This is a genomic window from Rhodococcus sp. 66b, assembly GCF_002076325.1.
GTDB lineage: Bacteria > Actinomycetota > Actinomycetes > Mycobacteriales > Mycobacteriaceae > Rhodococcus_F > Rhodococcus_F erythropolis.
In genome coordinates this window covers 67,956-88,327 of the sequence record NZ_MUZB01000001.1, presented here as the reverse complement: position 1 = coordinate 88,327, position 20,372 = coordinate 67,956, and the positions used below count along the sequence as shown (strand labels likewise).

Below are 20,372 nucleotides of genomic sequence, written 5' to 3'. Positions count from 1 at the left end.
TCCAATTTGCCCACGTGTAGGTCTGTTCGGGCGTGGTCTCATGGTGCTCGATCATGGCCTGCCAGTGCTGCGGAAAGGTCATCGCGGAGCGCAGCGAATTTCTCTTCGCGTGGACACCGCAGGTGGCCGGACCGCCGAGCAGGCGAATGCAGTAGATGATCCAACTGACAAGGGTTCCTGGTCTATGACTCGTCCGACAGACAGGTGCCCTGACCGAGCCCGTCCGCGACCGCAGACGGCGACCCCATCGCGACGGGACGATGTGACGGAGATCGGGAATGACCGCGACATACAATCGCGGTCAGAGCGAAGCGCCAGGCCGAGATTCCGGCACCGAGGTGAGGGAGGGGCAGGATGTTCGGTTGGAAGAAGAAGCGCCACGATTCGAAGATGACGCTCGACGATGTGATGTCAAAGCTCCGGCCTGACCTGAGTCGGGAATCGCTCGGCGTCGGGCCCGACTTTCCTGGCGTCGCCCCGAACCCGCTCATGAGCAGTGATGCACGCAAGCGCAGTGCGGAACTACGTACGGGGGCGCTTGCGCTCGGCGTTCTCGTCGACTGGCGGGAGGTCAACAGCAATCCACGCGCGGTCCTGATGTTCGACGTGGAGACCTCCGACGGCATCTCGTTCCGCGGTATCGCAGACGAAGACCTCACGATCACCGAACTGACGCGACTCGCCCCGGGACAGACGTTGCCCGTGCGCTACCGGCCGGCCGTCATGGACCACTACGTCGCCCTTGCCAGGGACGCGGACCCCGCCCACGTGCAGCAGCTCTCCGACGAGATCGCGAGCCGCAAGCGGACCCCTGCCAGCCATGCGACAAACGCGTGAATTCACCTACGGCTGGAAGAGATTCCGGACGAACGAGAGGCTTTCGGGGAGCGCTGCCCGCATCGTCTCGATATGACCGGTCGGATATGTTCGGAATGTAACTGGCTGGCGGTTGGCGGCGAGTTCGGCCGCGAGTTTCAAAGCCAGCGGTGCCGGCACCATCTCGTCCGTCAGCCCCTGCCCGAGGAACACTGGCCGGTCGTACCCGGTCGTCGGGATCTCCAGCATGCCGCGAGCAGCAGCCAGCACCGCGGGATCGTCGAGGGGCCGGTTCACCAGATCGCCGATCGTGACGTCGCCGAGGCCCGATGCCATGTCCTGGTAGCAGTCGGTTTCGGCTCGGGCCAGGGCATCCGTGCCGCGTGGTGTCAGGTAGCGATCGATGTCGAGATCGGGTCGCGCCGCCCGGAGTCCGGCCAAGAGGTACGAGACGAACACGGTGCTACCGGTCAGTGGCAAGCGGGGAAAGTCCGGCACCACGAGTGGTGCAAGGTTCTCCAGATTGGACGGCGCCCCGGTCGCGACCGCGCCCCGGTAGTCCAATTCGGGTGCGTACCGTGTGGCCATCGCTGCCGTGACCATAGCGGCCTGCCCGCCCTGAGACTGTCCGAGTGCCAACCACCGCGGTGAGAGCGACGGTTCGACCGCACGCGCGGCACGCACCATGTCGATCACGCTGTGCGCCGCCGACGGTCCGTCCAGGTACGCGTGGATTCCCGGCGTGCCGAGCCCCACGTAGTCGGTCGCGACGATCGCGTAGCCCTGCGAGAGCCAGTTCGTGAGGTACGGACTGCCGACGGTCCCGGTCACGGTGGGAGCGCACTGGTCGGAAATACCTACAGTGCCGTGAGCCCACGAGATGACCGGCCAGCCGCCGTCGGGTGGATCGCCGGGGGGCAGGAAGAGCGCGCCCGTACTCAACGCGGGCTGGTTCAGCGGTCCCGTGGACCAGTACGTGAGCTTTGATGCGTTGGCGGCGCCGGGAATCCAGAAGGAGTGCGGCAGGGAAGTTGCCGCGGTCACTGTGCCCGGCGTCGTGATTGACGACGGTTCCTGCGCGTGGACGGGCGCGGTCGAAACGGCCGCGGAGGCGAGTGCGATCACCATCAATGCTTGGCCGAGCCGTCGTCGGATCATCGCATCGCTCCCGTGGTTCGTCGGTGTCTGCGCCGACTTCCATTCTGCGCGAACCGGCGGCGCCGGCGTACTGGTTCGACCATCTTCGGGTGCCGCTCCTGCAGTCGAGGGGCCAGCGGACCGTGCACGACGAAGAACTTACAGCCGAGGTCAGCCGTGCATACCGAGAACTATTCGGTCTACGGCGCGCACAAGGTGTGGCTGGAAATGCGTGGTGAGGGCAATGATGTGGCACGGTGCACGATTGATGGTTGTCTTCGGGGTCGAATGCGCACGAAGAGGCATGCCCAAGGGCTACCTCGAGCATGATCGGTCCGTCGACGTTGAGCCAGTGAGGTGGGACTTTGATGCGAGGGTGCTCGAGGCTGCGGTTGGCGAGCGCTTCGCGGCGTTCGAGGCAGGGCAAGTGGTCGTCGACGTGCCGTCGATGTCGAGCTACCTACCGATTCGTTCGACGCGCCACGGGGGGATATCCCGCCGCGGCCTGACCTTGATCGCACGAAATTTGTATCCGTCCTGGTCGATGACCGGCTCCCATTCGAAGTCGACCTGCTCTCCGACGACGAGAGCGCTGATCCCTCCGCCGATGCTGAAACTGTCGCCCGGCCGAGCGTTGATGACTTCGTCGGGGTGTAGGGCGCTGTAGAAGGTCCAACAACCGCCCGGAGTGTCCGCGGAGTCGATGACTCCCCAGCCTTCCTCACCATTCCACGTGGTGACGACACCGATCGCTGGGGTGCCGATCGGGGGCGCGATCGTATCGTCGAGGTCGGTGATGTCTAGATCGGTGACCTCGTGAACGGTGCCGTCGGGATCGATATCCCAAGCCCTGAAACCGGGCGGTCCCGGCGGCGTGTGGTCCTCGCCGACTGGCCACGCCTGCACGGTGTGAAAGTCGTAACCGTCTGCCGCCTCGTCGAGTTGATTCCACTCGAACTCGACTTCCTGACCTTCGACCAAACCCGGGAACCCGTGGACCACTACAGATGTCCATGAGGTCCAGCTACCGCCCGGAGTGTCTGCGGAGTCGATCACGCCCTGCATACCCCCCACGTCCCAACTACGTACCACTCCTCGGCTCGTCATGACCTCAGTATGTCCAAGACCACGGTGGCTAATGAGCGGAACCCGAAAGCCTGTCCAGAACGGGCGGAACTGGGGTAACGAATCTGTGGGGCACTTGATCACCTATGCAACCCGGGCCCAAAATTGTTTTCCTGCAACACTTCTGAACTTCTTAACGCGGTTCTTTTCGGGAAGTTCGAGGGGGTGATCACGTTGGGTATAAGCATTTTTTCGATGCACGCGATCATCGAAAAATCCGAACGCGTGAACGACCAGGAAGGCGAATAGACATTCACCAACAAAGGCCCGAGGCAGTGGCGAGCATGTTCACCACGACCAGTGTCGACGATACGACCGACAGTGTCGCGAGCACGGCCGCAGTCACGGTGCGGAGACGAAGCGCGCACACGACGAATGCCCCAGACCATACGGACAACGTCGCGATCACCAGCCATCCGCCACCGGCCATGTCGCGTTCCGCAGGTCCGTCACAGCTCGTGTCGATTGAATCCCACAGACCGAACAACACCAAGGCCGCCGCCACGAGCGTCCAGACCAATGCAAGGAACAACACGCCGATCTTCCGCCAGATGGTCACATCCTGAGCCTGCACGCGCAGCGACACCCGCGAATCCGTACAACTACTCAACGTCGACCGCGGAACTGGTCTCTGCGCACTTTTTCGCAGCGAGCGCCCTATTAACGACCTTGGTGTTCGTTTTGAGCTTGCTGGTGATGGCGATGGTTGCGCTGTCGACGTTCGCAGGGAAGATCCCGACGAGGTTTTCGATGATCCGTGCTTGCAGTGTGAGGTCTCGTTGCACGGCGAAAGAAGGTACGAAGGCGCCGGTGGCGATCGCGAGCCCGAGCGAGCAAAGCGCCTAGCTGGATACGGGCCGACCAGAGAAGAAGGTCAGTCACGATCGGGTCTTTTCCTTCCAAGGGGTCCCGGTCTGGAGCCTCGCCGGTTGTCGCCGGTGGGGCTCCTGCGTTGTGTGGGTCAGCTCGTTACGCCGCGTTAAGAACCTGAAAACTCGGTGAGCAAACCTTCCTTTCCCAGGTGAAGCGGCGGATTATCGAAATGGTCGCGCATCTGGTTACCGCGCGGCATGTCGAGCGCGCCTGAAGGCACAACGGGCCGGGAGGTCACATGCTGCTACATCAATCGATCGGGTTGGAGCGCTTCAACGAACTACCGCGACAGAAGGCAGTTCACGCACTGTTCGAGTGCTGCTGCTCGCTGACCTGGGCCGGGTGGGTCAGCGACGGACGTCCGTTCGCCGATCACGCGGAGATCCTCTCGCGCGCCGAGGACGCGATTCTCAACCTCTCGGACGTCGACGTCGAACGCGCCCTGCAATGCCATCCACCGGTCGGCGTCCGTAGGAACAGCGTGCCGTCCCACCTCGAGCAATGCTCGATCTGGGTTCCGGACGACGCCGTCATGGCAACCATCTATCGCGCCGGCGAGGAGTACGAGCGGAACTTCGGCTTCCGGTATCTGTGGTGTTCGCACGGCCACGACGCCGACGACCTGCTCGAGAACATCGGCGAGCGCATGTCCAACGAGCGGTCCGTCGAGCGCAAGGTCTGCGTCGACGAGCTCGCCAAGATCACGCGGACGAGGATCGAGCGCATGCTGGGACCCGAGGACGGTTATCCCGAGTACTGAAAAGAAAAGCGGGTGCGGCGCTTTCGCGCCGCACCCGCTTTCATGCTCTGAATCGATCAGAGATCGAACTCGGCCGGAGAGATTCCGACTGCAAAACACATGTCGCGTACGACGCCGCGCTCGTGCTCGTCGAAGTTGCCGTCCGCGCCGCCGATGATGATGCCGATCTGGATGACTGCGCGGGCCTGATCCTGCTTCGACTTGAGCTTGGCGATGGTCGCGGTTGCCTCGACCTTGCCGAACTCGTAGTCCGAGGACAGCTTGCTGCAGTACCAGTCGAACTGCTCACGAAGCTCGTCCGGCGGGAAGACCGCGAGCGACTCGTTGCTCATGATCAGCGCGGCGGTCTTCTGACGCTCCGACGGATCGATCGAACCGTCTGCGGCGGCGATCAACGCGCACATTGCCATGCTCGCGTTCTTGAATTCCTTGTTCTGGAACTGGCTGGTCTTTGTCTTGAGCTGGCCGTTCATCTCCTGAGCCTTAGCCTTCAACTGATCCCAGAATGCCATGAGTCTCCTCGAGTATAGCCGCCACACACCGCGCGTGGTCGTACCACCACTCTGCCTGTGCGCTCGGCAATCCGCCATCGGCCACTAGGTGCGGTCGAACACTGCCAGAATTCGCGACTCGGAGATCGGGTCGAGCACGTCCGGGGTGAAGTGCCATTGCGTGCGGGTCCACGGATCGTGAACCTCCGTCTGCCCTGCTGCCGAAAGATGTTGGCACCCCTCGGACAGCGCGGCGACGGATTCTTCCGCGAAGTTCGACTCGTCCTCTCCGACAATCAGTATGGACAAACCGATTGCCGGCCCGCGTTCGGCGAGGAACATGATGGTCTGTGCGTCTTCGGCGGAGTATCCGTGCGGGAAATCGCTGAGGATCAACAGGCGCAGGGAACTCGGGCCATCTGCGACACCACTCATTCGCGCGAGCTCGCCCATGTCGACGGCCTCGGCCAGTGCCCGCAAGCGCGCCGAGATCTCGGTGTGAGCGGTGATGACCGGCCCCGCGAGCATGGGTGCCAGTCGGTCGGTCAGTGGCGTCAGCGAGCCGGTCAGATCGACGACGTCGAGTAGCGGCATCGGGCCGGCGGCCATGACGCGCACGGTGACGGCGCTGATCAGTCCGAGCGCCGCTTTGCTCGACGTGCTGTCCACCCAGATCGGCCGGCGCAATGGCAACGGGACGCAGTAGGGCACGGTGAGCGTGCCGCGGTCCGGAGCCGACAGCTCGCCAAGACGCATACCGTCGCTGACGGCCGTGATCTGGGCCGGATCAGTTGTTCCCGCCCACGACACCGACTTCCACGACGCCATCGACCGTGGGAGCACGCCGTCGATCACACCGAGTTCGTGCGCAAGCTGAGCGCTGTCGCGGGCGTGATTGTCCCGCGCGAGTGTGACGAGGTCGTCGTGACGCTTCTGTGCGGCATCGCGCGCCGCCACTCCCGCTGCCGAGTTCCGCAACGACGGATCTGCGACGGCTGCGGTCAGATCCTCGTCCAAACGGGCAAGCGCGTACTCACTGCTGGAGACGAAGGAAGCGGCAGATCGGGAGGCGTCCTCGAAGATCATCCACGCACGCTCGAGGCCGCGGCCCACCTCCAACGGCTCCACCGCGGAGTCCCACGCGGGCGCGGCTGTCGGGGCTGGTTGTGCCGGCTCGTCGTCGACCTCGACGCCGTGCACCGAGATCAGTTCCGCCAGACCACCCGCATAGCCCTGCCCTACGGCCCGAATCTTCCAGGCACCGGACTTTCGGTACAGCTCCCAGCAGATGACCGCTGTCTCGGTGCCTGCGGTGGGGATCGCGAATTCGGCCAGGACCGAACCGGATTGATCGCTCAGGGTGGCGGAGAGCCCGGCCGTGCGAAAGGCTCCCGCGGCCGTCGCTGCCGGATCCACGCTGACGATGCACAACACTGCTGCGGCATCGGGGTGAAGTCGATCGAGTTCCACCCGGATGCCGCTCTGGTCGAGTTGCACTCCAGCGGTGGATGGTTGGTTGTAGAACACGAAGTCCGCGGACGTCAATGCCCGCAGGTTCGCGTCCGCTACCAGCGCCGACACGTCGAACGGCGTCTGGCTCTCGGCTCGAAACGTCACCACGGGCGCCTGCAGCGGCGCGTTCTGTCCGGGAACAAAAGTCATACCCACAGCAGCGAACTATGCCATGACCGGGCTCTCTCGGTCAGCCTTGCAGGTCCGCCACCACTAGATCGGCCACCGCGGTCATCCCGGCGTCCGTGAAGTGCAAGCGCTGCGCCGTCGACTCCGAGAACAGGCCTTCGAACCAACGCTGATCTGCACTCGCACACGCGTCGTGCCCGCCGGCGATGCTCGCCGCCGCAATGTCGACAGTGCGCACACCGTGGGCGTGGGCGACCTCGTCGAACTTCGTGTTGTAGCGAGCGAAGTAGTCCATGAACCAGGATGCGTCGGCGTCTGAGAACGGGATGTTCGGCCAGCATCCGCGAGAGGAGATCATGCCGCCCTCTCCGATCAGGTAGATGCGAGCGTTAGGCGCGCGCTGCGTGACCGCGGTCAGGATGCGATCCAATTCTCCGGCAGCCCGGTCGATTCCGGACTGGGCGACGGAATTCGCGAGCGGGTCGTACCGACATCCACGATCGGTTCCCGGTCCCGGAGCGACGCACAGGGGGCCGAGGAAGATGCTGTTGGAGTCGTTGCCGCCGATCGAGATGGTAATCAGGTCGGTGTCCGGGTGAACGGCATCGAGCTGGACGGGCCAGTAGTTCGGAATCAGCTGTGGGGTGTCGATGATGTTCTCGGCGCGTGCCGCGCTGCAAGAGACATCAGCGAACTCGGCCACGTCGAGCGCCCGCGAGATCTTGCCCGCGAAGTTCTCGTACGAACGCGAGCAGGCGTCGGGGTACATCGGTTCCAGCCTTGGACCGGAGGCGCGGGAGTCACCGAGGGCGACGTACTTGATCCCGGTCTCGGAAAAACCTGCCGGCGGTGCCGACTGGGGCACCGAAGCCTGCGCGATTCCGGTGCTCACGAGCGCCAGCACAACGCCTGCGACGGCCGCCGCCCGACCGAGAAGTTTCCCTCGAGTGATCATCTACTGTGCCAAGTCCTCTCGCGCACGGCCGCTCGACTGACGGCTCGACATGCCGCATGAGGTTAACGCACGGAGGGGACAACGATGTCCGGTTCGGCGGACGGCGATCGAAACCACCTACCGCCGAACCGGATTCATCTCGACTATGCAGTCTCGACTCAAGCAGTGAGGAAACGGCCCAGCTGCGGCGCAGCTTCTCCTGCGTGCTTGGCCTGGATACCTTCACCGATGGCCTGCAGCTTCCATTCGCCGTTCGCGCGGTACACCTTTGCCATCACCATTCCGGTGAAAGCCATGCCGCCCTGGAGCGTGTATCGAGCGAGCTCAGAGTTGGTGGTGCTGTCCACGAGACGGCAGAAAGCGTTGGAGACCTGCTCGAACGTGTGTCCGCGGTACGAGGTCACGGTGAAGATCACGGTGGTCACGTGAGCCGGGACCCGCTGCAGATCGACGAGCATGACCTCGTCGTCACCATCTCCGTCGCCCGTCAGGTTGTCACCCATGTGACGGACCGAGCCGTCCTTGGACGTCAGCTGACCGTAGTAACAGACGTCGACGAGGTTGCCGTCGGCGTACAGGAGTGCCGAAGCGTCTAGGTCGACGTCGGCGGTACGGCTTCCGAACAGACCGCTCTTCTTGATCGGATCCCAACCCAGACCCATCTGGATCATGGTGAGCGCGACGCCGCCCTCCTTGCGGAGCGTGACCTTCTGGCCCTTGGTCAGGCTGACGGGGCGTCCCTTGACCAGGCTCACCTCGGGCTGCTGCGCCGGCGGCTGGTTCTGCACGGGAGGCGCCGGGGGTGCCTGGTTGTAAGTCGGCTGCTGGTTGTACGCAGGCTGCTGCGCCGGCGGGTAGGCCGGCGGCGTCGGTCCCTGGTTGTAGGCAGGCGGCTGGTTGTACGCGGGCGGGGCCGGCGGAACCGGCGGCGCGTTGTACGAAGGCTGCTGCTGCGGCGGCTGGTTGTACGCCGGCGGAGTAGGAGCGACGGACGAGGGCGGGGTGATCGGAGCCGGAGCCGCGACCGGAGTGGGCGGCGGCGGCGCGGGTGCATCGTCGACGGACACACCGTGATCGGTGACCAGCGCGGCAAATCCACCCGCGTACCCCTGGCCGACGGCGCGCACCTTCCACGCACCCTGGCGTCGGTACACCTCGAGCGCGATGACGATGGACTCGGTGGTGAGACCGTCGATCACGTACTCGTACAACACGTTCCCGGCCGCGTCGGAGACCCGAGCGGTGGGTGCAGCGCTGCGCCCGAAGTTCGACGAAGCGTCGTCGAGCGTGATCACGGCGCGAACCTGCTCGATATCGGCAGGGACGCCGGCGAGCGAGACTCGGAGTGAGGCAGTGCCACCCGGGTTGGGCACCAATTGCACGCCGGGTCCGGTCGGCTGGTTGAAGAAGACGAAGTCGGCGTCGGAACGAACTTTTCCGTTGCTCGTCACGAGGAGTGCAGACAGGTCAGCGGCTGCAGCCAGCTGAACCGACACAACTACATCCGAGACGTCCAGCGGGCCGTTCTGCCCTTTGGCAAGCGATACAGACAACTAAATCCCCTTCATAGAGAGCGTGTATTACCCGAGCGCGGAAGAGAACCACCGCAATATCTCCGCGCTCGCTGCGATACCGGACCTTTCTGTCACAGTAACGGTCGGCCGTTGCCAATTCAGTTCTTCCAGCTCACCGTGCCTCGGCCGGATCGCGAAATCGGAGTATTCGAGCATGTCCGCATCCAATGCGCCGTCACCTGCCGAGATCACGACTGCGGATTGATCCAGATCACCCGACTCGACCAGTCTGCGGCGCACCTCTGCCAGTGCGCGTGACTTCGACACGGCGTCGGGCATCGTGTAGATCTTCCGGCCTTGACGCGAAACGTTCCAGCCCCGCGTCACGCACCAGTGATTCCATTCGGTTTCGAATTCACTCGGCATCAGGGCCAGATCGACGACCAGGTACGGAAACAGGTCGTCGGCAACACGAATGGAGCTGACCCAGCTCGAGTCGATCCGTGATTCCAGTTCGGCCTGAACCTGCGGCAATTCGGCGCCGGACTTGCTGGTCGAACGGTCGATCTCGTTTCGCCACTCGCGATCGGCTTCGCCGTCCACCAGGATGTTTCCGCCGTTGCTCGTAATGGCGTACTTCCACGGTCCGCCGGGAAGATCGATCCGCTGGAACTGCGCAATGGTCCTGGTGGTTGTCGGAATCACCGGAACCCGCGAGCTAAGCGCGGTCAGCAGTTCGATCGATTCGACGCTCATGTGCGAGAGCGGACCGCCGTTGTAGTACTCGACGCACAGGGGGCTCGGCGCCGAATCCAGGTCGGAGCCACTGGGATCGCCGCCGATCGCGGCCTGCGAATAGATCATCGTGCGGTCCAGATCCGTGGCGATCAGGACCTGGGACGCAGCGGTGTCCGCACGGCTCACGTGATGTCCTTGATCAGCCCGACACACGAGTAGGCGAGGTCGGGTACCACCTCGACCGGAACCCCGCGGGCCTGCGCCAACAACCGGATGTGTGCATGCTCCGGGGCGTCGAGTTCACGCACCAGAACCTTCCAGGGGAGCCGGCGCAGCAACACCCTGGTTGTTTCTCCGACACCGGGTTTGACGAAGTTGACCGTCGAGATCCCGTACTCGGCTTGCACCTTCTCCACCGACTCCCAGCCGGCCCAGGTCGGCGTCCGATCGGATTCGAGCACTGCAGCAAGAGAATCCGCTGCGTCGCCGCGAACCGAATCGAACTCGGCCGAGACCACGTCGAGCAACCGATTGGAGACGTCGACGTCGGCGAGGTCGGCGTAGAACTTGGCGCCGTGGAAATCGCCGGGCCCGATAAGGGTGTCGTTGAGGACAGTTCGTGAGACCAAGCCGGACACCGTCGAATTGAGGCACGCCGACGCGATCAGGAAGTCGTCGCGGGTTCCGTACGTTCGCACGCAGTGGCCGGGGTCGGCGAGAACAGCCAGATCGGAATCGAACTTGGCTCCGCCTGCCTCGTGGTACTCCGTCAACGCTGCGTCGAGTTCGCGGGCGATGGCGCCCTTACCTGTCCAGCCGTCGACGAAGACGACGTTCTCCGAGTCGTGATGGTGCGCAAGATAATCGAGTGCGACGGAATCGATACCTTTGCCACGGACGATGGACACCGCGTAGTGCGGCAACGTCAACCCGCGGGTCTGCTGGGCCCAGCGCCGCATCAGAATCCCGATCGGTGTTCCGGCCCGGGCGAGTGAGACCAGCGTGATGTCACTCCCCCGCTCGGCCAGCACCAAGTCCATCACGGTCCCGACAGCGCGCGCCAACCGTGGAGCGCTCTCGGCGAGCACCGTCTCGAAAAGATCCCGGTATGCCTGATCGGGTTGGTACTCGATGGGGAGAGACTCGGCATAGTGCGCCTCACCCGACTGAATACGCTTCTCGCGCACGGATACATCCGCTTCGAGATCCACGTGCGAAAGATCCTTGAGCAGCCACTTCACTTCGCCCGGCGCGTACGAACCGAATTCGGGCCCGACCAATGGTTCGTTCATGACGAGCCTCCTGCTCTGGATTCTCGCAGCGCCGACGGATCGGCCCCGCGAACGGTGGCAACCAGGACGTCGGTGCCGGAGTTCCGCAACACCTCGATCACCCCGTCCATCGCCGTCAACCGATCGGTATCGGCGGGCTCGTCCACCACGAGCAAGGCAAGGGCGTCGACCGCCGCGTCAGGCCACTGCGCGTTGTAGACGTATCGGGGTTCGTTCTCGCCCAGTTCCGGTGCCGGAAAGGTGAACCCGCGACGCAGCGGGTATCCCGGCACGTCGACGACGTAGGCGGGTGAACGCGTCGTGGTCTGGTACCGAACCGCTCGCCCAGAGCTTTCCAAGCCCGCGGCGATGCGCAGTGGCAGGTACATCAACTCCTCGTGACCGATCACGATCACAGCACGCGACGCGTCGATCGACGATCCGAGAATGGACACCGCTGCCTCGACGGCTGACTCGAATGCCGCGGTGTCGCCATCGAGAAAACCGTGCCGGCCTCCGTCGGGGACTTGCGCGGGCCACGGCAGATCCATCCGAGACAGCGTGCCGCGGCGATCACCGATCGGGTTGAGATCCGGAGCATCCAGCGCCGTGACGCGCTCGGTCAGGCCGTCGGGCAGGACCGTCGAACCCGAAGCGAGAGAGACGTAGTCGATTCGTACACCCAGTTCCGTGGCCGCGGCTTCGCTGGCGGCTCGGTGTTCCTCGGTTCTCATGTCCACCAGCGAGGCCACGACATAGCGGCTGCGCGGGCATTGCCCGTGCAGTGCCCGGATGGCATCGATCGCGGTGGCGCCGGTGGAGATCTCGTCGTCGACGAGGACCAGTGGCAGGTCGTTCTCGAACAGCTCGGCTGACGTCGGCTGCATCAGATGGCTCGTGGCGTGCGAGTGTCCCTCCTCGAACCCGGCGAGCGTCGTAGCCCCGGGTACGTCGCGACGAGTCGAGTGCAGGTAGCAGTGAGCGCGCAGACGGGCCGCAACGCAATGACCCAAACCTGTTGCGGTTTCGGCAAACCCGAGCACGACGACGTCGACACCCTCACCGAGGGTTGTCCGCACCAGATCGCCGAGGTCGTCGGCAGCACCGATGACCACGGACGGCTCGGTGGGCACGTGCTTTCCCAGCACAGTGGACACCAGCAGGTGAGCGCGACGCGGATTCCGCCGAAGACCCGGGATCACCAGATCGGGCACCGAATGCCCGAGCGACGAATCACCGTGAACGAGGTCCAAGCCGAATTCTGCTGTAGCCCAGGGAACGTCCCGGGACTGGACAACCTCTGTCATCGATCGACCAACGCCGTCAGCAACTCGACAAACGTGATCCCCTTGTTGGTCACACCGAACACGTGAGCGCGGAGCGCAGTCTGATGGGCCCAATTGCGGTGCGGCTTCATCTCGTTCATCTTGTTCCGGTAGCCGGAGGCCTGCACTCCCCCGGCGTCGGCACCGAGAATGTCGAGGGCATCGTGGTACTCCTCGTGCGTGACCGCGGAGAGAGCATTGACCGCCGCGACGTGCGACGGGTGGATGACCGTCTTGCCCTGGATTCCATTGGCTCGGTCCAGCGCGATCTCACGGAGCAGGCCGTCGAGGTCGCGGCTGACGAGATGCTGACGGAACCGGACGGCGTCGTGTTCCTCGAACGGGGTGGCGCGCAGCATCGGCCGGAACATGCGTTCGTGATCGGCGAAGTACTCCCACACCGGCCCGGTGATGACAAAACCCGAACCGTCGGCGCGGCCGAGGTAGTTGACGATGTCGGCGATGACGTCGACCACCACGCGCACGTCGTAGATGGTCAGATCGCGGTCACGACGGATGCCGAAGGTGCTGCACATGTCGGTGGCGCCGATGCGGACGGCAAGGATGCGCTCGCGGTGTTGCGCGAGAATCCCACTGATGGTGCGCAATTCGAGATCACGTGTATCGCGGTGAACCAGCGCGGGTGATTCGAGTACCGGCATCGCGTAGAGATGCTTACCCAGCAACTCGGATGCGTCCGCGACGGCGTCGAGAAACACGGGGCCGGACTCGCTGCCGAACTTCGGGATGACGAACCCGGTGAGCGCGGCGCGCCCCTCGGTCAACGACGCGGCGACCTTGTGGATGTCCGCGACTTCACGAACCCGCACGAACAGCAGCATGCCGACGGCGTCGGTGGACGCGATCTTGTCGAGAGCGTCAACCGCGTTTGCCCGCGCCGATTCGACCTCGTGATCAGCGACGGCGTCCTCGAGATCGAGCACCATCGAGCTGACGCCCTCGGACGCACGCTTGACCACGATGTCGGCCAACCCGGCTCGGGTGGCAGGAACGTAGAGAGTTGCACCCAGAGCAATCGCGAGCAGATCCCTCTCGTCGGAATCCGCGAACGATCGAGGCGCATGCAGGAACAGTTGCTCCCGCACGTCGTCCTCGAGATGTTGAAAGTGCTGCATTTCTCTTCTCTCTGTAACCGCAATCAAGTCCATGAAACGACCCCCTGTGACAACGCGTCGAGCAACTCCGATCCCCCGATCGGCCCGACCATTCAGTTTTTGCCGGCTCGCGCCCGCATCTTCTCGACAACTTCGGTGATGAACGTCGATACCGAGTCCAGCTGTAATACATACGACCAGTAGTCCGGATGAGTTCCCGACAGTGACGCACTCGCTCGCTCGATCCTTGCTAGTTGAGCATCGAGTACGGAGCCCCACTCCGCCACCAACCCTTGGTTAACAGCGAACATCTGGGCGTCTTTCAGCCGGAAACGAACCTCACGTTCCTTTTGGCTCGGATCTGCCCGAACTGCACGCAGAGTAGCGAGACGGTCCGTCACGGCGTCGGCACACGCTTCGGCGTCGGCGAGGTGCACGCGGGCTTCGGCCATCAAAGCGAGTGCATGTTCGGGGTTTCCCGCAGCCAGCGACTGCTTCGCTTCCTTGAGATCGATGTCGGCCTGATCGATATGCGCTCGACTGCGACTGCTGTTGTCGACGAGGTCAGCGGAACTCGCGGCGTTGAACTCGCGCAGCAATGCGGAGTACGCCGGGTCGAGGCGGTCCACTCGAGTGCGCACTGCCGACAACCTGGTCGAGACCGAGGAGATCGTCATCTCGGCACGGTGCTGGGTCGACGGGGCTTCTGCCAATGCTTCCTCGAGCGCCGATACCGCTTCGCGGACACTCTCGGCCCGCGTGCGGACTGCGTCGGCGCGACCGGATGAGCGCGCATTGTCGAGCGCTGCAACCGCGTCGTCGAGGTGTTCGGAGGCCGTCACCACCGACGGGTACTCGCGATAGCGCTGATCGGTGGCAGCCAGTTTTTCCCGGACGGCGTTTGCCAGGGTTCGGGCCTGTTGGCCGAGGACGGGAATGGCGGACATCGTGACCGTCGCCTGCTCGAGGTGCGCACGATGCCCGTTGTAGAAGGCGTCGACGCCCTTCGCCGCCTCGACGAGTTCGGCTACCGACTTTTCGAACGCCGCCCGAGCACCGTTCGGGTTCTGGTGGAGTACCTGATCGTTGCCATAGCGCTCGGAGGTGTCGAGGTAGTCCGACGCAGCCTGGAAGCACCGATCCCGAACGGGTTCCCACGCAGCGCGCAACCCTCGCTCGGGATACAGCTCGGCGGAAGCGTCGACTGCTGCCGACGCGATGGTCTGCCGCTTGTCCATGTCGAGGAACGCCGAAACCATGGCCGTCTGCGCCTCCCGCGCACGACTGACCGACTCCCCCACTCTTGCCCCCCGATTGAAGCGCTCCGACCATCTTCCCACCACGATTGAATCCTACGGGTCCAGCACTTCGCTTCTCGGTTCGTAATTCTGCTGTTACGGCGAACACACCGGAACTGCGGTTAGGGTGGTGGAGGTAAACACACTCCCAAGACGACTTCGCGTCGTAGTGGGCCTTGTCTCTCCTCTTGAAAGGACCCCTGAATGGGCGTCAGCTTGACCAAAGGCGGCAATGTCTCTCTCACGAAGGAGGCCCCGAACCTGACTGCAGTGGTCGTCGGCCTGGGCTGGGACGCGCGTTCCACCACCGGAGCTGCTTTCGACCTCGACGCCAGCGCAATCGGCGCAGGCTCGAACAAGAAGGTCCTCTCCGACCAGCACTTCATCTTCTTCAACAACCTCCGCTCGCCCGACGGCTCGATCGAGCACAAGGGTGACAACACGGACGGCGAAGGCGAAGGCGACGACGAGCAGATCGACGTGAACCTCGCAGCGGTTCCCGCCGAGATCGAAAGCGTTGTCTTCCCCGTCTCGATCTACGACGCAGAGGCTCGCTCGCAGTCCTTCGGTCAGGTCCGCAACGCGTACATCCGCGTCGTCGACAAGGCCAACGGCAACGAGCTCGCTCGCTACGACCTCTCCGAGGACGCTTCCACCGAAACCGCCATGGTCTTCGGTGAGCTGTACCGCAACGGTGCAGAGTGGAAGTTCCGCGCAATCGGCCAGGGTTACGCATCCGGCCTGTCCGGCATCGCGCGCGATTACGGCGTCAACGTCTGATCTTCGCTCTCGACGAGCTGACTCGGGGAAGGTTCCGCAGTAGTCTGTGGAACCCTCCCCGTTTTCACGTTCGGATGCGGTGAGAGACCGCTTGCAGTAACCACTCTGCATTGACCAACTAGAAAGGGCCACGCTCCGTGGTACTGCGAATATTCGGTTTATCCATCGCGATCTCCATCATCGCGATGATCGTCGCGTTCATCTACGGCGGACCCGAGGCACTGTTCCTCGTCATCATCCTGTCGATTCTGGAAATCTCGCTTTCCTTCGACAACGCCGTCATCAATGCCACCGTTCTGCGAAGAATGAGTGACTTCTGGCAGAAGATCTTCCTCACCATCGGCATTGTCATCGCCGTCTTCGGTATGCGTCTGGTGTTCCCGCTCGTGATCGTCTGGGCTGCTTCCGGGCTCGGACCTGTAGCTGCGCTCGACCTCGCGCTCAACCCGCCTGCAGACGACGCCGCTTACTTCGCCAACGGCGAGCCGAGCTACGAAACCATCCTCACCGACGCTCACCCGCAGATCGCTGCCTTCGGTGGCATGTTCTTGCTGATGCTCTTCCTCGGCTTCATCTTCGAAGAGCGTGAGATTACCTGGCTGTCCTGGCTGGAGAAGCCCCTCGCTCGCATCGGCAAGCTCGATCAGCTCTCCGTCGTCGTAGCCGGCATCGTCCTGGTTCTCAGTGGTTCTTTCCTCGCTGCTGACGACAAGGTCTCCACCGTCATGATCTCGGGCGTTCTGGGCATGATCACCTACATCGCGGTCAACGGATTGGGTGAACTGTTCAACTTGCCGGAAGAAGGCGAAGAAGAGGAGACCACCAAGTCCGGTGGTCCCACCGAATTCGCGAAGGCAACCGGCAAGGCCGGCTTCTTCCTGTTCCTCTACCTCGAAGTCCTCGACGCGTCCTTCTCCTTCGACGGCGTCATCGGCGCATTCGCCATCACCGCAGACCCGATCATCATCGCCCTCGGCCTCGGCTTCGTCGGCGCGATGTTCGTCCGTTCCATCACGGTCTTCCTGGTCCGCAAGGGCACGCTCTCCGATTACGTCTACCTCGAGCACGGTGCGCACTGGGCCATCGGCGCTCTGGCCGTCATCTTGATGGTGTCCATCGGCGTTCACATCAACGAGATCATCACCGGCCTGGTCGGTGTCTTCTTGATCGGCGCTGCTTTCATCAGCAGCCTCATTCGCAACAAGCGAATCGCGAACGCAGATCCGAAGTTAGACGAGAACACTCCGGCAACTGTCTGACGTTCTTTCTCGAAACGCCCGCGACCAATTGGTTGCGGGCGTTTTGTTTGTTATGCCTGAATTGAAACGCTCTGCATTCACAGCCGCGCGGCAATTGTTCAGCCGCGCGCCAAATTCAGCCTGCGGGTGAACAATTGCCCTGCGGGTGCGAAGAACCTATTTGTAAGGGAAACCATGAACGAGATAGTCATAGAGCGCGCAGCGGACGAGGACGCCGCGGAAATCCTTGTTCTACAACGCTGTTGCTGGGTCTCGGAAGCAATCTCGAACAACAGCATGGACATACCCCCGCTCCACGAGGACCTACCCACGGTCCGAGCCTGGGTTCAGGAGTCGACTGTCTGGACCGCACGACGCGGCGGCCGACTCGTCGGGGCCGTCCGCGGCACAGCCGACGGAACCGCATGGCAGATAGGGCGCCTCATGGTGGCACCGGACTTGGCGGGCAACGGCCTCGGCCGACGCCTCTTGCAGCACGTGGAACAGAACGCTCCGGAGCACACCACAAGTTTCGAGCTGTTCACCGGAAGCAAGAGCGTGCGGAACATTCGCGTGTACACCCGAGCGGGCTACTCCCAATTGCCGCCGGACCCCAGCCACATCCCCGGAGTCGTCTACCTGTCCAAGCCGAACGCCATCAACTCCGAGTGAACGGCGATACTGACTTCTGTGGTGAACATTCGCGTCGCAGCGCAGACAGACTTGCCGTTCTTACGTGAGCACGACTCACACATCGCAGCCGAGGAACTCGCGTCAGTGATCCAACGCGGCCGGATACTCGTCGCCGAGGACAGCGGGAAACCAATCGGATGGCTCCGCTGGGGCTTGTTCTGGGACGAGATTCCGTTCATGAACATGCTGACCGTCCTGTCTTCGAACCGCGGCCAAGGCATCGGGCGCGCTTTGGTCACAGATTGGGAAAAACGCATGAGCCGCGCGGGACACTCGCAGGTCCTCACCTCGACACTCGCCGACGAATCAGCCCAGAACTTCTATCGCGCAATGGGATACACCGACGCGGGAGTTCTGTTACTCCCAGGCGAGCCCTCCGAAATCTTCCTACGCCGAGACCTCGAGCCTGCGCCCGATCTGACCGATCCCCACATTACCCGCGAGTAATATATGGTGGTCGTCACACCGCGATCTCAGGGTGGGGCGTGGCACACCAATGTGGAGGACGAGTATGTCGTCGAGGGTCTTATCTCGCACAGTTGTCGGAGTACTCGCGGTTGCACTGACAGGCGTCGGTGCACCGGCAGCACTCGCGCAGCCGGCTCTTGCCCAGTCCCCTGATGACAGTTTCTACAGCTACGAGGGCGCGGCGCCTCTCTCGTCGTACGCTCCAGGCGCGGTCCTCGAGACTCGCACCGTGCCGTACACCATTCTCAACATCCCGACCCCGATACAGGCAGTGCAGGTTCTCTACCGATCAACCGACGCCCTCGGTCAGCCGTCGGCCAACGTCACCTCGATCCTGCGCCCGGCCAACGCTCAACCGGATAAAGTTGTTTCGTACCAATCCTTTTACGATTCACTGAACCCCGACGACAGTCCGTCGCGGGCCATCGCGGGCAACACCCCGATCGGAGATTGGACGCCGAGTGGGCGCAATTTCAACGTCGGCGGAACCTTCACGTCCATCGAGGCAGCCTTGTTCGGGCCGCTCTTCGCCCTCGGCTACACGATCGTCGTCCCGGACACCGAAGGCCCGGATGCAAACTTCGCTGCCGGACCCGAATACGGGATGATGACGCTCGACGCTCTGCGTGCGGCCAAAGATGTCCCGGAAACCGGAATCACCGACGACGCAGAGATCGCGCTGATGGGGTACTCCGGCGGAGCGATCGCCACCAACTGGGCTTCGATCCTCGCTCCCGCGTACGCACCGGAGATCAACGACAACTTGATCGGTGCCGCGCAGGGCGGCGTGCTGGTCAATCCGGCCAACAACCTTCGCTACGCGAGCGGAAGCATCGGGTGGGGCGGCGTCGTCGGCATGGCAATCGTCGGCGTTGCGCGTTCGTACGACATCGATTTCGGAAAGTATCTCAGTGACCGTGGACGCGACGTCATGGCTCGACTCGAAGACGCGTCCATCGGCAATGTGCTGGCACAGTACCCCGGTCTGACCTGGCAGGAACTGGTCAAGCCCGAGTACGCCGATCCCAATACGGTTCCCGAGTACGTCGATGTCGTGAACAAGATCAACATGGGCACCGCAGCCACACCGACGATTCCGATGTTCATCGCTCAGGCAGCCAACGGCACTATCGAGGGCACCCAACCCGGTGGCCCCGGCGTCGGAGCAGGCGACGGCGTCATGATCACGGGCGACGTCCGTACCCTCGCACGCAAGTATTGCGACGCCGGCCTGCCGATTCAGTACGACCAGTACGACACCATCAGCCACTTCCTCGGCGCCATGCTCTGGCTCCCCGGTGCGCTCACCTGGATCGACGACCGATTCACCGGCAAGCCTGCTCCGTCGAACTGCGCGAATATCGCACCGGGGAACTCTCTTGCGCCGCAGGAACATGCACGCTAGCTGACCGAGACCTCGAATCTACTTCGACGGCTCCACCTCCCAGCGAACGTGAGTTACCAACGGTTCCAGGCTAAGCCGGCTGACGGCGGATTCCAGGAGTCCGTCGTCACGCTCCGCTGCGGCCAATTCCGCGACCACTCGTACGCGGTCGCTGTCCGGGATGTCGAAGGACTGCACTGACCGGAGCTGGAACTCCGGCCTCGAAATGGACTGCACGGTAAGCCCTCTGATGTGAGCTTCGGCGTCACCGTGGCAGGTCACCTCGAAGGTGTAGTCAGCCGGCGGTTCCTCGCGCCCGGTGCGGGCAGGCTGGTGATCCATCATCCGGCCCAACGGCCTCAACAACGTATTCGCCAACATGATTGCACCGGCACCGAGCACCGCAACCCAGTACATTCCGCCGCCTGCCAGCGCACCGACGGCGGCCGTGGCCCACAAGGTTGCGGCGGTGTTCAGGCCGGTGACCGAGGCTCCCTGCTTCATGATCACCCCGGCACCGAGGAAGCCGATCCCCGAGACGATCTGCGCTGCGACGCGCGTCGGATCAGCGTCCGGCCCCTGAAACCCGTACGCGCCCATGATGACGAAGAGCGTCGCACCCAAGCTCACCAACGCGTTGGTTCGCAGACCCGCCATCCTTGCGCGCCATTGCCTTTCGATCCCGACGGCAGCGCCGAGGACGAGTCCGAGCGCTATCCGCACAAGGATGACGTGGATTTCCACGGTGAA

At 63.4% G+C, this 20,372-nt stretch carries 21 protein-coding genes; 8 read left to right on the top strand and 13 right to left on the bottom strand.

All coding sequences use genetic code 11. The features are described 5' to 3' along the window. Positions 1-354 precede the first annotated feature (354 nt). Positions 355-837 carry a hypothetical protein gene (locus B0E55_RS00390; protein ID WP_046377878.1) on the top strand — a complete coding sequence of 161 codons (483 nt, stop codon included), beginning with the start codon at positions 355-357 and terminating at the stop codon, positions 835-837. Between the two features lie 6 nt (positions 838-843). Here the strand turns inward: B0E55_RS00390 and B0E55_RS00385 are convergent, their stop codons facing one another. Further along, the gene (locus tag B0E55_RS00385) at positions 844-1,974 is read right to left on the bottom strand and encodes a lipase family protein (protein WP_108912683.1); all 1,131 of its coding nucleotides are present in this window, start codon (positions 1,972-1,974) and stop codon (positions 844-846) included. Between the two features lie 23 nt (positions 1,975-1,997). Here B0E55_RS00385 and B0E55_RS00380 point away from each other — a divergent pair, with 23 nt between their 5' ends. Then, positions 1,998-2,192 (top strand): hypothetical protein, encoded by a 195-nt coding sequence (locus B0E55_RS00380; protein WP_024488001.1) that lies wholly within the window; start codon positions 1,998-2,000, stop codon positions 2,190-2,192. 217 nt (positions 2,193-2,409) lie between these two features. Here the strand turns inward: B0E55_RS00380 and B0E55_RS32095 are convergent, their stop codons facing one another. Together B0E55_RS32095 and B0E55_RS00370 are read right to left on the bottom strand one after the other, a co-directional pair. Then, on the bottom strand, positions 2,410-3,060 hold the full coding sequence (locus B0E55_RS32095; protein ID WP_241895995.1) for a hypothetical protein: 651 nt from the start codon (positions 3,058-3,060) through the stop codon (positions 2,410-2,412). 271 nt (positions 3,061-3,331) lie between these two features. Then, on the bottom strand, positions 3,332-3,664 hold the full coding sequence (locus tag B0E55_RS00370) for a hypothetical protein (RefSeq protein ID WP_020968326.1): 333 nt from the start codon (positions 3,662-3,664) through the stop codon (positions 3,332-3,334). A gap of 525 nt (positions 3,665-4,189) precedes the next feature. Here B0E55_RS00370 and B0E55_RS00360 point away from each other — a divergent pair. After that, positions 4,190-4,711 (top strand): 2-oxo-4-hydroxy-4-carboxy-5-ureidoimidazoline decarboxylase, encoded by a 522-nt coding sequence (locus B0E55_RS00360; RefSeq protein ID WP_080908875.1) that lies wholly within the window; start codon positions 4,190-4,192, stop codon positions 4,709-4,711. A gap of 56 nt (positions 4,712-4,767) precedes the next feature. Here B0E55_RS00360 and B0E55_RS00355 read toward each other — a convergent pair whose 3' ends face one another. The 9 genes from B0E55_RS00355 to B0E55_RS00315 all read right to left on the bottom strand — a co-directional run bounded on the left by B0E55_RS00355 (position 4,768) and on the right by B0E55_RS00315 (position 15,020). Then, positions 4,768-5,223, bottom strand: coding sequence for a tellurite resistance TerB family protein (locus B0E55_RS00355; RefSeq protein ID WP_003941110.1), 456 nt, complete (start codon positions 5,221-5,223; stop codon positions 4,768-4,770). 84 nt (positions 5,224-5,307) lie between these two features. Beyond that, a complete protein-coding gene (locus B0E55_RS00350; protein WP_080909045.1) occupies positions 5,308-6,864 on the bottom strand; it encodes a TerD family protein in 1,557 nt (518 codons plus the stop codon). Between the two features lie 40 nt (positions 6,865-6,904). After that, positions 6,905-7,798: an SGNH/GDSL hydrolase family protein gene (locus tag B0E55_RS00345; protein WP_021333791.1), complete on the bottom strand. Its 894-nt coding sequence runs from the start codon at positions 7,796-7,798 to the stop codon at positions 6,905-6,907. A gap of 158 nt (positions 7,799-7,956) precedes the next feature. Further along, the gene (locus B0E55_RS00340; RefSeq protein WP_080908874.1) at positions 7,957-9,351 is read right to left on the bottom strand and encodes a TerD family protein; all 1,395 of its coding nucleotides are present in this window, start codon (positions 9,349-9,351) and stop codon (positions 7,957-7,959) included. A 27-nt stretch (positions 9,352-9,378) separates the two neighbouring features. Beyond that, positions 9,379-10,236, bottom strand: a complete 858-nt coding sequence (locus B0E55_RS00335) for an HAD family hydrolase (RefSeq protein ID WP_080908873.1) — start codon at positions 10,234-10,236, stop codon at positions 9,379-9,381. After that, positions 10,233-11,342 (bottom strand): cysteine protease StiP family protein, encoded by a 1,110-nt coding sequence (locus B0E55_RS00330; protein ID WP_080908872.1) that lies wholly within the window; start codon positions 11,340-11,342, stop codon positions 10,233-10,235. Before B0E55_RS00330 ends, B0E55_RS00335 begins: the two co-directional genes overlap by 4 nt. Further along, positions 11,339-12,628: a phosphoribosyltransferase family protein gene (locus B0E55_RS00325; RefSeq protein ID WP_080908871.1), complete on the bottom strand. Its 1,290-nt coding sequence runs from the start codon at positions 12,626-12,628 to the stop codon at positions 11,339-11,341. Before B0E55_RS00325 ends, B0E55_RS00330 begins: the two co-directional genes overlap by 4 nt. Next, entirely contained in the window at positions 12,625-13,782 is a 1,158-nt protein-coding gene (locus B0E55_RS00320) for an HpcH/HpaI aldolase/citrate lyase family protein (protein WP_021342746.1), read from the bottom strand. Before B0E55_RS00320 ends, B0E55_RS00325 begins: the two co-directional genes overlap by 4 nt. Positions 13,783-13,874: 92 nt before the next feature. Beyond that, positions 13,875-15,020 (bottom strand): hypothetical protein, encoded by a 1,146-nt coding sequence (locus B0E55_RS00315; protein ID WP_007727045.1) that lies wholly within the window; start codon positions 15,018-15,020, stop codon positions 13,875-13,877. Between the two features lie 243 nt (positions 15,021-15,263). On the opposite strand from B0E55_RS00315, the gene B0E55_RS00310 reads away from it, so the two are divergent. The 5 genes from B0E55_RS00310 to B0E55_RS00290 all read left to right on the top strand — a co-directional run bounded on the left by B0E55_RS00310 (position 15,264) and on the right by B0E55_RS00290 (position 19,643). Next, on the top strand, positions 15,264-15,839 hold the full coding sequence (locus B0E55_RS00310) for a TerD family protein (RefSeq protein WP_020906049.1): 576 nt from the start codon (positions 15,264-15,266) through the stop codon (positions 15,837-15,839). 137 nt (positions 15,840-15,976) lie between these two features. Continuing rightward, positions 15,977-17,098 carry a DUF475 domain-containing protein gene (locus B0E55_RS00305; RefSeq protein WP_020906048.1) on the top strand — a complete coding sequence of 374 codons (1,122 nt, stop codon included), beginning with the start codon at positions 15,977-15,979 and terminating at the stop codon, positions 17,096-17,098. 174 nt (positions 17,099-17,272) lie between these two features. Further along, complete coding sequence (locus B0E55_RS00300) at positions 17,273-17,749, top strand: GNAT family N-acetyltransferase (RefSeq protein ID WP_080908870.1); 477 nt, start codon at positions 17,273-17,275, stop codon at positions 17,747-17,749. Positions 17,750-17,767: 18 nt separating this feature from the next. Beyond that, positions 17,768-18,217 (top strand): GNAT family N-acetyltransferase, encoded by a 450-nt coding sequence (locus tag B0E55_RS00295; protein ID WP_019746731.1) that lies wholly within the window; start codon positions 17,768-17,770, stop codon positions 18,215-18,217. Positions 18,218-18,281: 64 nt separating this feature from the next. Then, positions 18,282-19,643, top strand: coding sequence for a lipase family protein (locus B0E55_RS00290; protein WP_041814613.1), 1,362 nt, complete (start codon positions 18,282-18,284; stop codon positions 19,641-19,643). An 18-nt stretch (positions 19,644-19,661) separates the two neighbouring features. Here B0E55_RS00290 and B0E55_RS00285 read toward each other — a convergent pair whose 3' ends face one another. Next, positions 19,662-20,366 (bottom strand): MgtC/SapB family protein, encoded by a 705-nt coding sequence (locus tag B0E55_RS00285; protein ID WP_080908869.1) that lies wholly within the window; start codon positions 20,364-20,366, stop codon positions 19,662-19,664. Between the last annotated feature and the right edge of the window lie 6 nt (positions 20,367-20,372).